This window comes from Pseudomonas sp. TE4620 (assembly GCF_056279045.1).
This window is the reverse complement of record NZ_JBWBQO010000001.1, coordinates 2,437,259-2,449,873: the sequence shown is the minus strand read 5'-3', so window position 1 is coordinate 2,449,873 and position 12,615 is coordinate 2,437,259. Positions and strand designations below refer to the sequence as shown.

At 62.5% G+C, this 12,615-nt stretch carries 13 protein-coding genes; 5 read left to right on the top strand and 8 right to left on the bottom strand.

The window, feature by feature from the left end; all coding sequences use genetic code 11:
• Positions 1-18 precede the first annotated feature (18 nt).
• Positions 19-2,448 (top strand): TonB-dependent siderophore receptor, encoded by a 2,430-nt coding sequence (locus tag ACZ9A3_RS11555; RefSeq protein ID WP_476252625.1) that lies wholly within the window; start codon positions 19-21, stop codon positions 2,446-2,448.
• Between the two features lie 4 nt (positions 2,449-2,452).
• On the opposite strand, the gene ACZ9A3_RS11550 is transcribed toward ACZ9A3_RS11555, so the two are convergent.
• Positions 2,453-2,839 (bottom strand): hypothetical protein, encoded by a 387-nt coding sequence (locus tag ACZ9A3_RS11550; RefSeq protein ID WP_176794330.1) that lies wholly within the window; start codon positions 2,837-2,839, stop codon positions 2,453-2,455.
• Positions 2,840-2,965: 126 nt separating this feature from the next.
• Between ACZ9A3_RS11550 and ACZ9A3_RS11545 the strand changes: the two genes are divergently transcribed.
• A complete protein-coding gene (locus tag ACZ9A3_RS11545; RefSeq protein WP_476252624.1) occupies positions 2,966-3,673 on the top strand; it encodes an MOSC domain-containing protein in 708 nt (235 codons plus the stop codon).
• 154 nt (positions 3,674-3,827) lie between these two features.
• Positions 3,828-4,751: an EamA family transporter gene (locus tag ACZ9A3_RS11540; protein WP_476252623.1), complete on the top strand. Its 924-nt coding sequence runs from the start codon at positions 3,828-3,830 to the stop codon at positions 4,749-4,751.
• Positions 4,752-4,798: 47 nt separating this feature from the next.
• Here the strand turns inward: ACZ9A3_RS11540 and ACZ9A3_RS11535 are convergent, their stop codons facing one another.
• The gene (locus ACZ9A3_RS11535) at positions 4,799-5,614 is read right to left on the bottom strand and encodes a gamma-glutamyl-gamma-aminobutyrate hydrolase family protein (protein ID WP_195884267.1); all 816 of its coding nucleotides are present in this window, start codon (positions 5,612-5,614) and stop codon (positions 4,799-4,801) included.
• Positions 5,615-5,981: 367 nt separating this feature from the next.
• Between ACZ9A3_RS11535 and hpaR the strand changes: the two genes are divergently transcribed.
• Complete coding sequence (gene hpaR / locus ACZ9A3_RS11530) at positions 5,982-6,404, top strand: homoprotocatechuate degradation operon regulator HpaR (RefSeq protein WP_045198230.1); 423 nt, start codon at positions 5,982-5,984, stop codon at positions 6,402-6,404.
• A 161-nt stretch (positions 6,405-6,565) separates the two neighbouring features.
• Entirely contained in the window at positions 6,566-6,859 is a 294-nt protein-coding gene (locus ACZ9A3_RS11525) for a hypothetical protein (protein WP_010222003.1), read from the top strand.
• Positions 6,860-6,899: 40 nt separating this feature from the next.
• On the opposite strand, the gene ACZ9A3_RS11520 is transcribed toward ACZ9A3_RS11525, so the two are convergent.
• The 6 genes from ACZ9A3_RS11520 to ACZ9A3_RS11495 all read right to left on the bottom strand — a co-directional run bounded on the left by ACZ9A3_RS11520 (position 6,900) and on the right by ACZ9A3_RS11495 (position 12,600).
• A complete protein-coding gene (locus ACZ9A3_RS11520; protein ID WP_476252622.1) occupies positions 6,900-8,045 on the bottom strand; it encodes an acetyltransferase domain-containing protein in 1,146 nt (381 codons plus the stop codon).
• Between the two features lie 189 nt (positions 8,046-8,234).
• Positions 8,235-9,023 carry an amino acid ABC transporter ATP-binding protein gene (locus tag ACZ9A3_RS11515; RefSeq protein WP_195884265.1) on the bottom strand — a complete coding sequence of 263 codons (789 nt, stop codon included), beginning with the start codon at positions 9,021-9,023 and terminating at the stop codon, positions 8,235-8,237.
• 18 nt (positions 9,024-9,041) lie between these two features.
• On the bottom strand, positions 9,042-10,283 hold the full coding sequence (locus ACZ9A3_RS11510; protein ID WP_476252621.1) for an NAD(P)/FAD-dependent oxidoreductase: 1,242 nt from the start codon (positions 10,281-10,283) through the stop codon (positions 9,042-9,044).
• Between the two features lie 25 nt (positions 10,284-10,308).
• Positions 10,309-11,019, bottom strand: coding sequence for an ABC transporter permease (locus ACZ9A3_RS11505; RefSeq protein WP_476252620.1), 711 nt, complete (start codon positions 11,017-11,019; stop codon positions 10,309-10,311).
• Positions 11,016-11,735: an ABC transporter permease gene (locus tag ACZ9A3_RS11500; protein WP_045198240.1), complete on the bottom strand. Its 720-nt coding sequence runs from the start codon at positions 11,733-11,735 to the stop codon at positions 11,016-11,018. Before ACZ9A3_RS11500 ends, ACZ9A3_RS11505 begins: the two co-directional genes overlap by 4 nt.
• A 106-nt stretch (positions 11,736-11,841) precedes the next feature.
• Positions 11,842-12,600, bottom strand: coding sequence for a transporter substrate-binding domain-containing protein (locus ACZ9A3_RS11495; RefSeq protein WP_476252619.1), 759 nt, complete (start codon positions 12,598-12,600; stop codon positions 11,842-11,844).
• Positions 12,601-12,615 lie beyond the last annotated feature (15 nt).

Genomic DNA, 12,615 nt, shown 5'->3' with positions numbered 1-12,615 from the left:
CCTCCATGCCCCGACTCCATGATCCGTCCCAGCCTGCTGGCCCTTGCCATCGCCCTGGGCAGCGGCGCGCCGTTGTACGCCGTGGCGCAAACCGACAGCAGCGTCAGCGCCAGCCAGCGCTTCGATATCCCGGCCGGCGACCTGGGCGAAGCCCTGAGCCGCATCGCCCGTCAGTCTGGGCGGGTGCTGTCGGTCAAGCCGGCGCTGCTGCAAGGCAAGCGCTCGGCGGCGGTCAGCGGCCAGTTCACGCCCGAGCAAGCGGCCAGCCAGGCCCTCAATGGCAGCGGCCTCACCCTCAGTATCACCGCCGGCGGCACCTGGAGCCTGGTGCCGGCCGAGCACAGCGGGGCGCTGGAGCTGGGCCTGACCCAGATCGTCTCCAACGCCAGCGAAGACGCCTGGGGCCCGGTGCAGGGCTATGTGGCCAAACGCACCGGTACCGCGACCAAAACCGACACCTCGGTGCTGGAAGTGCCGCAGACCATCAACGTCATCACCCAGGATGAAATCACGGCGCTGGGTTCGCAGACCGTTACCCAGGCCCTGCGCTACACCCCGGGCATTACCGGTGGCGGCTTCTCCGACCGGGTGGGGATTTTCGACGAACCGACCTCCCGCGGCTTCAGCCCGACGCCGCTGTACCTGGACGGCCTGCACCTGCCGTATGGCGGTGGCAGTACCGGTGGCGCCCTGCAGATCGACCCCTACGCGCTGGAGCGCATCGAGGTGATGAAGGGCCCGGCCTCGGTGCTCTACGGCCAGAACCAGCCAGGCGGGCTGGTCAACATGGTCTCCAAGCGCCCGACCGCGACGCCGCTGCATGAGGTCAAGATCGGTGGCGGTAGCCAGGACCGCCGCTATGGCGCCTTCGACTTCGCCGGCCCGGTGGATGACCAGGGCGAGTACCAGTACCGGGTCACCGGCATGGGCCTGGATAAGAACGGCGAAATCGACTACGTCGAACAGCAGCGCTACATGATCGCCCCGAGCCTGACCTGGAGCCCCAACGAGCAGACCCGCCTGACCGTCTACGGCCATTACCAGCGCGACAACGGCGTACCCGAAGCCCAGGGCTTGCCGGCGGTGGGCACGGTGTTCGCCAGCGCCAACGGGCGGATCAAGCGCAGCCGCTTCATCGGTGAACCGGGGGTCAACGCCTATGATCGCGAGCAGTACACCTTCGGCTACGAAGTCAGCCATGAGCTGGACGATGTCTGGACCCTCAAGCAGAACACCCGCTACGCCTACGTCGATGACAAGTTTCGGGCGCCATTGCACGGCTACGCTTTCGTGCCCAACCCGGCCACCGGCGCCGACGACCAGAGCGCCATGACCCGCTTTGGCGTCGACTGGGCCCAGCGCAACAAGGTGTTCGGCATCGATAACATGGCCCAGGCCAAGTTCAATACCTTCGACCTCGCCCACACCCTGTTGATCGGTGTCGATTACTACCACTCCAACTCCCGATTCCTCGGCCTGTACGACCGCAATCCACCGATCATCGACCTCTACAACCCGGTGTATGGCAAGCCGATGAACTTCGGCCAGCCGTTCAAATGGGACCGCACCATCAACCAGACCGGCCTGTACGTGCAGGATCAGCTCAAATGGGATAACTGGTTCCTGACCCTCGGTGGTCGCTATGACTGGGCCGAGGCCGATAACAAGGAGCCGCTCGCTGGCACCCATACCACTGTCAAGGACGAGAAATTCACCGGCCGCGCCGGCCTGGGCTACGCCTTCGACAATGGCGTCACGCCTTACCTCAGCTACTCCGAATCATTCCTGCCGCTGGCCGGCGCCGACTACGCCGGCAAAGCGTTCGAGCCGTCCACCGGCAAGCAGGTCGAGGCCGGTATCAAGTACCAGCCGCCTGGCCAGGACAGCTTCATCCAGCTCTCGGTGTACGAGATCAAGCAGCAGAACATCCTCACCGCCGATGTCGGCAACCCCGGCTTCAACAGCCAGGTCGGCGAGCTGCGTTCACGCGGTGTCGAACTCGAAGGCAAGGCCAGCCTCAGCGACAACCTCGGCCTGATCGCCTCGGTGTCGCGCAACGACGTGGTCTACACCAAGGACAACGACGGCCGCGAAGGCCGTCATCCGTCCGGTACGCCGCCGATGACCGCAGCACTGTGGCTGGATTACCACTTCACCGGCGACACGAAGGTCGCAGGCCTCGGCATGGGCCTGGGCGCGCGTTATGTACGCGGTAGCGACGGCACCGATTTTGCCGACGGGCATTTCAGCATCCCGTCCTACACCGTGTACGACGCCATGCTCTCCTACGACCTGCAGCAATCGCCGCTGCGCCTGAAGGGCGTGAAGGTGCAGATGAACCTGCAGAACCTCGAAGACAAGTCCTACGTCAGCCGCTGCACCAGTGACGTGGACTGCTACTACGGCGAAGGGCGGACCATCACCACCGACCTGACCTACAACTGGTAAGCCTTCAGGTATCGCGCAACAAGTCATGGGCATCCAGCAGCCGGTAGGCAATCTCCGGCTGCTTCTCCAGCGCCCGCCTGATCGCCGCCGGAATGTTCTGCCGGGTCTTGCGGCACAAGCCCGGCAGGTCTTCGATCTGGATGCTGATACCGCGCATGGTCCGCACCTCGTTGAAGCTCGGGGTGATCTGCAGCCGAATCCCCAGCTGCTCATACAAGCGCCGCTGCATGTGCTCCAGGTCGTCCAGGCTCTGCAGGTTTTCCAGGCGTTCGAGCAGGCGCCTTTCTTCCTGGCGCGTCAGCAGCAGGATGCGTGGGTCCTGCAGCGTCTCGCGGCCGCAGTCGCAAGCGCCGGGCGGGCAGGGGGTGCGGGTGGGCAGGGTGGCGTTCATGCCTTGCAGCATAGCGAGGCTCGAGGACTTTTGCCCATGCCTGGCAGATAGCTATTGAGCACTGGTGCGGGCGGCGCTCAGTGATACCCTTACACTTCGCCGAACTTCACCAGGAGCGAGTCGCCCATGCTGGCGCAACAACTGCAACTGCAAAGCGTATTGACCGGGCGCGCCGTGCCTTTCACCCGTCCGGGCTCATCCAGTGCCATCGCCAAGATGCCGCGTGACGGCGAGGTCGCGGTCACCGAACTGGGCCTGGTTGGCGATGAGCAGGGCGACTTGCGCGTGCATGGCGGGGTCGAAAAGGCCATCCACCATTACCCCCGCGAACACTATGCCGCCTGGGCTGCAGAGCTGGGCGAGCATCCGCTGCTGCAGGCTCCGGGCGCCTTCGGCGAAAACTTAAGCACCTGCGGCTGGACCGAGCAGACCGTATGCCTGGGCGATCGCTTTCGCGCTGGCAGCGCGCTGCTGGAGATTTCCCAGGGGCGCATGCCGTGCTGGAAACTCAATGACCGCTTCGGGGTAAAAGACATGTCGTTGCGGGTCCAGCAAAGCGGCCGTACCGGCTGGTACTACCGGGTGCTGGAAGAAGGCATATTGGCTGCCGGCATGAACATCGAGCTGATCGAACGGCCGCATCCGCAGTGGTCGGTAGCGCGCTTGTCGTCGGTGCTGTTCGACAGGCAGGTCGACCTCGAGGTGATTCGCCAGTGCCTGGAACTGCCGCTGGCGGCTTCCTGGCGCCGGACCCTGTCACGACGTTTGGAAAAGGCCGAAGTCGAGGACTGGGCGCCGCGTTTGCAGGGGCCTGGCGTCGAAGTGCAGGGGTGAGAAACATTGCAAACCGGGGACACGGTTTACAGGTCTTGCCTTAGCCGAAGAAACAGGATCAATCCTTCCTCAATGTCAGAGTAATCTCAACTCTGACGGTCGCAATTGCGACTAGGATCGATAGCCCTTGCCATCGACCCAGGTTGGTCCTTCCATGTCGCCTTCAGAGACCGTGACCCGCAAACCTGACCAAACAACAGGCAGGAGCAATACGCTGGCAATCATCGCTGGGATGGGCGCCAATATTTGGTTAGGGGGCTCGGCGCTGTACTGGAAGGCGCTGCGGGAGGTTTCACCCTCGGTGCTCGTTGCTTACCGGGTGTTGCTCTCGCTGGCTGTGTTGATGCTGGCGCTGGTGCTGCAGGGTAAGCTGGGTGCGCTCTACCGGAATTTAACGCTGAACAGCGTAGTCGTTCACGGGGTGGCTGCATTGCTCCTGGCGACGAACTGGGGCTTATTTATTTACGCCTCTATTCAGGGTTTTGTCCTGGAGTCTGGTCTGGGGTATTTGATTGCTCCTTGCATCACGGTCGCAGCCAGCGTGCTGATGCTGAGTGAGCGTTTGAGCAGCCTGCACACAGTCGCTTTCGTTCTGATTGGCATCGCACTGGCCTATTTGGCGGTGTACGCACAGGGGCTGAATCATGGCATCTATCTGGCGATAGCGCTTACGTGGGGCGGGTATGTGTGTTTGAAGAAGGTATCGACGATTGATGCCTTATGCGCAACTACACTGGAAACTTTGCTGTTATCGCTGGTTTGCCTGGTAGCACTGCTTTTTACTTCATGGGAGATGGCGTTGCCCGTGACGATGCCCACGTCGATGTCGATTGTCCTGCTGTTTGCCGGGCTGGTATCGGTGGTGCCGTTACTGCTGATCGCGTTTTCGGCCAGACGCTTGGCGTTGACGACAATGAGTACATTCCAGTTTCTTTTACCGACTACTCAGTTCGTACTGGCTGTAGTTGTATATAAACAGTCGATCAACATGACCGTTGCGACAGTCATATCGTTTGTCTGGTTATTGTTAGCGCTGCTCGTGGCCTTGCCGGCAATGAAAAACATGCTTCGCCAGTAAACCAAACCGGCTCCAACGAATCTCGAAGGAACCAGTTCAATCAACAATCAGGCAGCCGTACCCAGCTTCTTCACCACCTGACCCTTGGCAGCCTGCTTGCGGCAGGCTTCGCCGAAGGCCTGGAACATCTTCACCGAGTCGGGGTTTTTCGCCGCTTGCCATTCCGGGTGCCATTGCACCGCGAAGAGGAACGGCGACAGGCTCGGGGCGTGGATGGCTTCGACCAGGCCGTCTTCGGCACGGGCCAGGGGCTCGATGCCTTCGCCGAGGTTTTTCAGGCCCTGGCCGTGCAGCGAGTTGACGCGGATTTCATCGCTCTGCAGCAACTTTTGCAGCCAGCTGCCTTGCTCCAGTTTGACGCTGTGAACCGCGCTGTACTGGACATCGACCGGATCGTCCGGGTTTTCCCGGTGGTCGTTGAAGCCTGGCTCGGTGTAGACCTTCTGGTAGATGTCACCACCCAGCGCCACGTTGATTTCCTGCATGCCACGGCAGATGCCGAAGATCGGCAGGCCACGGGCGATAGCCAGTTGCACCAGCGGCAGGTCGAACAGGTCGCGGTCGCGGTCCTGGGCCTTGCCCGGGGTTTCGTTCTCCTGGCCGTACAGGGCCGGGTCGATGTTGCTGCCGGCGCCGGTCAGGTAAACACCGTCGGCCATGTCCAGGTAGGCTTCGAGGTCGTCAGTACCGCAGCAGGTCGGCACCAGCACAGGTACGCAGCCGGCGTGTTCTACCAGCGGGACGATGTATTTGTGGGTCATTACCTGATAGTCGTGGCCTTTGCGCTCCTGGGAGCCCATGGTCATCAGCACGACGGGTTTGCGAAGGGTTTGATTCTTATTGCCAATGTTGCTGTTGGGCATATGTCACCTTGGGACAGGCGCAGCCTGTCATTATTGTGCAGGCGCGCAGCTGGAACCTTTGCGCTGCCTGAGGTTTCGAGCACTGCCGGTACGCCAAGCAAGGGGCTGTATCCGGTCGAAACCTGTCATATAGCTTGCCAGAGCCGTTTAATATGTCAAACGACTTCAGATTGCACGGGCGAAGCTTGAGATTGCCTGGATGCAATTATCAGCCTGCAGCCCCCGATAACCGGTAAGGCGCCTGCTGCGGCCAGTTCATTATATTTAACAAGCGTCCGGTGTATGGCCGAACCAGCGCCTGCGCGGCTTTGCTGCATCGCGCGGTTTCTCTTAAGCTGGCTGTCACCGATGACTACCAGCCTGAACCATGCCCACTCCAAGACCGTCCCTGACCCTGACCCTGTTGCAAGCCCGCGAAGCCGCCATGGCCTTCTTCCGCCCCTCGCTCAACGCCCATGGCCTGACCGAACAACAGTGGCGGGTGATCCGCATCCTGCGCCAGCAAGGCGAACTGGAAAGCCACCAACTGGCCGAGCAGGCCTGCATCCTCAAGCCGAGCATGACCGGCGTGCTGGCGCGCCTGGAGCGTGACGGCCTGGTGCGGCGCAAGAAGTCGACCCAGGACCAGCGCCGGGTGTTCGTCGGCCTGACCGAACAGGGCCAGCAATGCTTCGTCGACATGAGCGAAGACATGGAACACAACTACCAGCGCATCCTTGAGCAATTCGGCGAAGACAAACTGCACGAGCTGCTGGGCCTGCTCAACTGCCTGAAGAACATCAAGCCCTGAGCGCCGTTTTGGCGCACTGGCCGCTGGCTACCTATACTGTGCCTATCCGCAACAGTGTGCCGTCGTTGACCGGAGCGCGGCGTCTCTGTTCCCGTGGTCGTGACTTTCTGAAGTAGCAGGACGCGAGTCGTCAATTGATAACGCTACAAAGGGGTTGGATCATGGATATTGTCAGTCTGATTATTCAGATTGTTGCCGGTGTGGTGGGCGGCAACGCAGCCGGTATGAGTAAACAAAGCATGGGCCCGCTACTCAACTCGATCTTCGGTGGAGTGGGTGGGGTGATTGTCGGGCAGATACTCGCAGCCTTTACCGGTGAACCCGGTGCGGCGGTGGCAGCGGGCGGTTCGCTGGACCTGCCGGCACTGATCAGCAGTATTGTCGGCGGCGGTGCAGGGGGCGCGGTGCTCACCTTCATCGCCGGCCTGATCAAATCAAAAATGCACCCGCAGTAAGCCTTGCCAGGCCTGCCCCTGATTGCAGGGGCGGGCCTGTTCAGAAGTACTTCAGCCAACCGATATCGCGGCGCCGGGCCTTGAGGACGGCGAACCAGCGCACCGGCGGATAGAGCACAACGCTCAAGACCATCGCCGTCAGCCATACCGACCAGACCCCGTCGAAACCAAAGTAGCTGCCCTGGTTCAGGCCAAAGCAGGCGACGCCGATCAGGTACAGCACTTTCAGTGCGTACAGGTGCAGCAGGTAGAAGAACATCGGCGCGGCACCGAATACGCTCAGCACCCGGATCGCGTGGCTGCCTTGCAGGTGCTCGAACCTGCGCAGCAGCAACAGGCCGACGCCCAGGGTCAGGGCCAGGAACAGCAGCGATGGCGGGTATTTGGTGATGTTGAAAAAGCTCATCAGCGTGCGCAACGTGGTTTCGCCAACCTGCCACCGGGCTTCGCCGTAACCGTTGAGCAATCGCAGCAGCAGGAAGCCGGCGAGGGCACCGAGGCCGGTCAGCAGCAACTTGCGCTGACGTGCCTGCGCATCCGCACCTTGGGCAAACCAGGGGCCCATGGCATAGCCCAGGGCAATCACCCCGATCCATGGCAGCAACGGGTACGAGGTACGCAGGCGCAAGTTGTCGGCTACCTCGATCCAGCCACGGTCATGCAGGATCGCCCAAGGGACATGCAGCGCCGAGCCCGCAGCGAAGTGCAGCGGGTCGAGCAGGTTGTGCCCGGCGACGATCAGCACGCCGACTACCACCAGCAGCGGGCGCGGCAGCCACACCAGGCCGGCCAGGGCGATCATGCTCAAGCCAATGGCCCAGATCACCTGCAGGTAGATCACCTTGGGCGGCAGTTCCAGGGTCCAGGCCAGGCTGACCAGGGTGAACTCCAGCAGCACCAGGACCAGGCCACGCTTGAACAGGAAGGCCGAAACCGCAGCCTTGCCCTGGTGCTTTTCGCCATACAGGTAAGCCGACAAACCGGTCAGCAGGACAAACACCGGCGCGCACAGGTGGGCGAGGGTACGGCTGAGGAACAGCCAGGGGTCGGTGCTGGCGACATCCATCGGGTCGCTGACCTGGCGGTGCAGAAAGAAGGTTTCGCGTACATGGTCAAGGAGCATGAAGACAATGACCAGGCCGCGCAGGGCGTCGATGCAAAGCAGGCGGTGGGTGGCGGGTGGCATGGGTGAGGTGGCGGTCGCTGAGTGATTGGGTGATGCGTTATAACATAACTAGTATTTCTCGCAAGCAAACCAGGGCTGCTACGCAGCCCATCGCCGGCAAGGCCGGCTCCCACAGGTCCTCAGTGTTGCAGAGATCTCTGTGGGAGCTGGCTTTGCCAGCGATGCAAGGCGAAGCCTTGCCCAAAGGCCTCAGTGCAGTATCTGCGCCAGAAAGCCCTTGGCCCGCGCACTCTGCGGGTTATTGAAGAACGTCTCGGGCGCTGCGTCTTCAATGATCTGCCCGCCATCGAGAAACAGCACCCGCTCGGCCACCTGGCGGGCGAAGCCCATTTCATGGGTAACGCAGAGCATGGTCATGCCGGTATCGGCCAGTTTCACCAGCACATCCAGCACTTCGGCGACCATCTCCGGGTCCAGCGCCGAGGTCGGTTCGTCGAACAGCATGATCTTCGGCTTCATGCACAGCGCCCGGGCGATCGCCACCCGTTGTTGCTGGCCGCCAGACAACTGGCTGGGGTATTTGCCGGCCTGGCTTTCGATCCCGACCTTGTTCAGGTAAAAGCGCGCGCGGTCTTCGGCCTCCTTGCGCGACAGGCCGCGCACGCTCATCGGCGCCAGGGTGCAGTTGTCGAGCACGCTCATGTGCGGGAACAGGTTGAAATGCTGGAACACCATGCCGATTTCGCTGCGCACCTCGGCGGCCTGGCGGGTGGTCAGGGCAAGATCGGTGTCGTTGACGCGGATGTTGCCCTGTTCGGCGATTTCCAGGCGGTTGATGCAGCGGATCAACGTCGATTTGCCCGAACCGGAAGGGCCGCACAAGACGATACGCTCGCCCTCACGCACCTGCAGGTTGATGTCGCGCAGCACATGGAAGGCGCCGTAGTGCTTGTTCAGGCCCTCGATGGTCACCACGACCTTGCGCGGGTCGGCGGCAAGGGCAGGGGTTGGGGTAGCAAGGCTCAGTGAAGCGGTCATGTTGTTATTCTCCCGCGATCAGTTGAAGCGGTCCGCGCGGTACGGCGCAGGGTCGGTAAAGGGTGTTTCGCCGGTGATCATTTGCGCCAGCAGGCGGCCGGTCACCGGGCCCAGGGTCAGGCCGTGGTGGGCATGGCCGAAGTTGAACCACAGGCCCTTGTGGCGCGCGGCCGGGCCGATCACCGGGCGCATGTCCGGCAGACACGGGCGGCGGCCCAGCCAGGGTTCGGCATCGATCCGCTCGCCCAGCGGGAAGACCTTGCGCGCCAACGCTTCGCAGCGCTGCAACTGGATCTGGTTGGCGGCATCGCTGCTGGCGGCGAACTCGATGCCGGTGGTCAGGCGGATGCCCATGGCCATCGGCGCCAGCACGTAACCGCCCTGGGCATCGCAGATCGAATGCTTGAGCTCGGCGCCGTCACGGGCACGATAGTGCATGTGGTAGCCGCGCTTGATTTCCAGCGGAATGCGATAACCCAGCGGCTTGAACAGCTCGGCCGACTGCGGACCGAGGGCGATCACCACTTCCGGCGCGCTGATCGGCCCCTGGCGGCTGTCGACCTGCCAGTCGCTGCCGATCTGGCGCAGGGTGCGGGCATCGCCGTGGATGAACTGGCCGCCACGCTGGACGAACAGCGCCGCATAGCCGCGGGTCAGGCCGCCGGGGTTGCTGACGGTCTTGGGGTCGAGCCAGTGAATACCGCCGACCACCTTGTCGCTGAGGTCCACTTCGCGCGCGTGCAGTTGCTGGCGGTCGAGAATTTCGTACTTCAAGCCATAGGCTTTCAGGGCATGGGCGTCGGCCACGGCTTTGCGGTAGGCCTCTTCATTGCGGTACACCTCGATCCAGCCGCTGGCCTTGACCAGATCGCCGAGGCCTGCGGCATCGATCAGCGCGTCGTGTTCCTCGACACAGCGCTGCACCAGCGGCAGCATGGCCTGGGTGGCCACGGCAAGGCCGGCGGGCGAGGAGTTCTGCCAGTACTTGAACAGCCATGGGGCGATCCTGGGCAGGTGGGTGAAGCTGTAGCGCACGTCGGGTTGGCGGTTCAGGCCGTAACGCAACAGGCTCGACAGCTCGTGGGGGAAGGCATAGGGGATGACGCTGGATCGCTCGATCAGCCCGGCGTTGCCATGGCTGGTGCCGCTGCCCGGCTCTTCACGGTCGATCAGGATCACCTTGCGCCCGCGTGCCTGCAGGTGCAGGGCCGTGGACACGCCGACGATGCCGGCGCCCAGAACGATGGTTTGACAATGCATTGGAGCGGTCCTCACAAACAGGCGATCAGCGCAGGTGGCGGCCCAGGCGGGCTTCGATGTGTTTCAGGCTGCGCCGCACGATCTCGACGATCAGCAGGTAGAGCACGGCAGCCCACAGGTAGATCTGGAAGTCGAAGCTGCGCGAGAACGCAAGCTTGGTCACGCCCATCAGGTCGTAGATGGTCACCAGCGAGGCAATCGCGCTGGCCTTGATCATCAGGATCAGTTCGTTGCCCAGCGGGCCGATGGCAACGATCATCGACTGCGGCAGGATCACTTTGAAGAAGGTGGTCGAGCGCTTCAGGCTCAGGGCCTTGGCGGCTTCGTACTGGCCGGGGGCGACTGCCAGCAGGCTGCCCCGGAAAATCTCCGCCTGGTAGGCGGCGGTGTTGAGGGTGAAGGCCAGCACCGTGCAGTACCAGGCATCGCGGAAGAACCACCACAGGCCAACCTCTTGCCAGAAGCCCTTGAGCGACCCCAGGCCGTAGTACAGCAAGAACAGCTGGGCCAGCAGCGGCGAGCCACGGAAGAAGTAGATGTAGCCGGCGCTCAGGCGTTGCAGCACCAGCTTGTCCGACAGCCGGGCCAGGGCCAGGAGCATGCCGAGCAGGGCGCCGAGGGTAAACGACAGTGCCACCAGCTTGCCGGTGACCAGCAGGCCGTCGATAAAACGCGGGCCGTAGCGTTCCAGCAGGTCGGGGTCGAGTACCAGCGCCAGCAGTTGTTCGAAGCTCATGTCCGTGCCCCCCGCAAATGGCGGCTGAAATACTGTTCGATGAAGCTGAACACCCGTCCCGACAGCGCCGAGAACAACAGGTAGCCAAGGCAGGCGACGCCGTAGAAGAACATCGGCTCCTTGGTCACGCTGACCGCAAGGTTAGTCTGGCGCATCAGGTCGACCAGGGAGATGGTCGATACCAGCGAGGTGTCCTTGAGCAGCGACAACCAGTTGTTCGACAGGCCCGGCAGGGCGATGCGTACCAGTTGCGGGAAGACCACCTTGCGAAAGGTCGTGGCCTTGCTCAGGCCCAGCGCCGCCGAGGCTTCGTACTGGCCCTTGGCGACGGTCTTGAACGCAGCCAGCCAGATCTCGCTGGAGAACGCGGCGAACACCAGGCTGAAGGCGATCATCGCCGCCAGGAAGGTGTTGATCAGCACTTCGCCTTCATAGCCCATGGCCAGGAGGATTTTCTGCGCGGCAATCTGGCAGCCGTAGTAGATGATCAGCAGCGTGAGCAGTTCCGGCAGGCCACGAAACACAGTAGAGAACACCGTCGCCGCAGCACGCGGGAAGCGCCTGGAGGAGCGGGCGGCGAGGGCCACTCCCAGGCCCAGCGGCAGGCCGATGGGCAGGCAGGCCAGGGCCAGGGAAATGGTCACCAGGGCGCCGGCCAGCAAAGCCTGGCCCCAGCCGCCGCTGGCGAAGGAAAGCAGTGACAGTTGTTCGAGCATGGGCGAACCCTCTCGGTTCAAGAGTGATAGTGCTTTGGAGGGCTTCTTCGCGGGTCCATCCCGCTCCCACAGGGTATTTGTGGGAGCGGGATGGACCCGCGATCAGTCACCGATAGATATCGAAGTCGAAGTAGCGACTGGCGATCTTCTGGTAGGTGCCGTTGGCGACGATTTCGTCCAGGGCCTTGTTCAGGCGTTCGCGCAGGGCTTCATCTTCCTTGCGTACGGCAATCGAGGCGTCGGCCTTGGTGCCGTTGACGTCGCCAAGGATCTTGCAGCAGTCCTTGCCGGCCTTGCCCAGCCATTCGGTCAGCGGGAACTTGTCGGCAATCACCCCGTCCAGGCGCCCGGCGGCGAGGTCGGCGTTGGCTTCATCAAGGGTCGGGTAGAGTTTGACGTCGGCACCGGCCTTGCCATAGACGTCTTCGGCGTAGATGGCCTGGGTCGAGGAGGATTGCGCGCCGACCGTGTAGCCTTTGAAGGTGGTCTGTGCGTCGGTGATGTCGCTGTCCTTGGCCACGGCCACCGACAACGGGGTCTTGTAGTAGTGGTTGGTGAAGGCGATCTTCTTGCGCCGCTCTTCGGTATCGATCATCGACGCCACCACGGCGTCGTACTTCTTGGCCATCAGGGCCGGGATGATGCCTTCCCAGTCCTGGGCCACCAGGGTGCATTCGACCTTCATCTGTTCGCACAGGGCGTGGCTGATGTCGACGTCGAAGCCATGCAGTTTGTTATCCGAATCAACGTAGTTGAACGGTGGGTAAGCGCCTTCGGTAGCGATCTTCAGGGTTTCGGCCTGAGCCAGGGTCGAGCCGGCGAGCAGCAGGGCGCAAGCCCCTGCGAAGCGGATAACAGGTTTCATGACACACCTCGATCT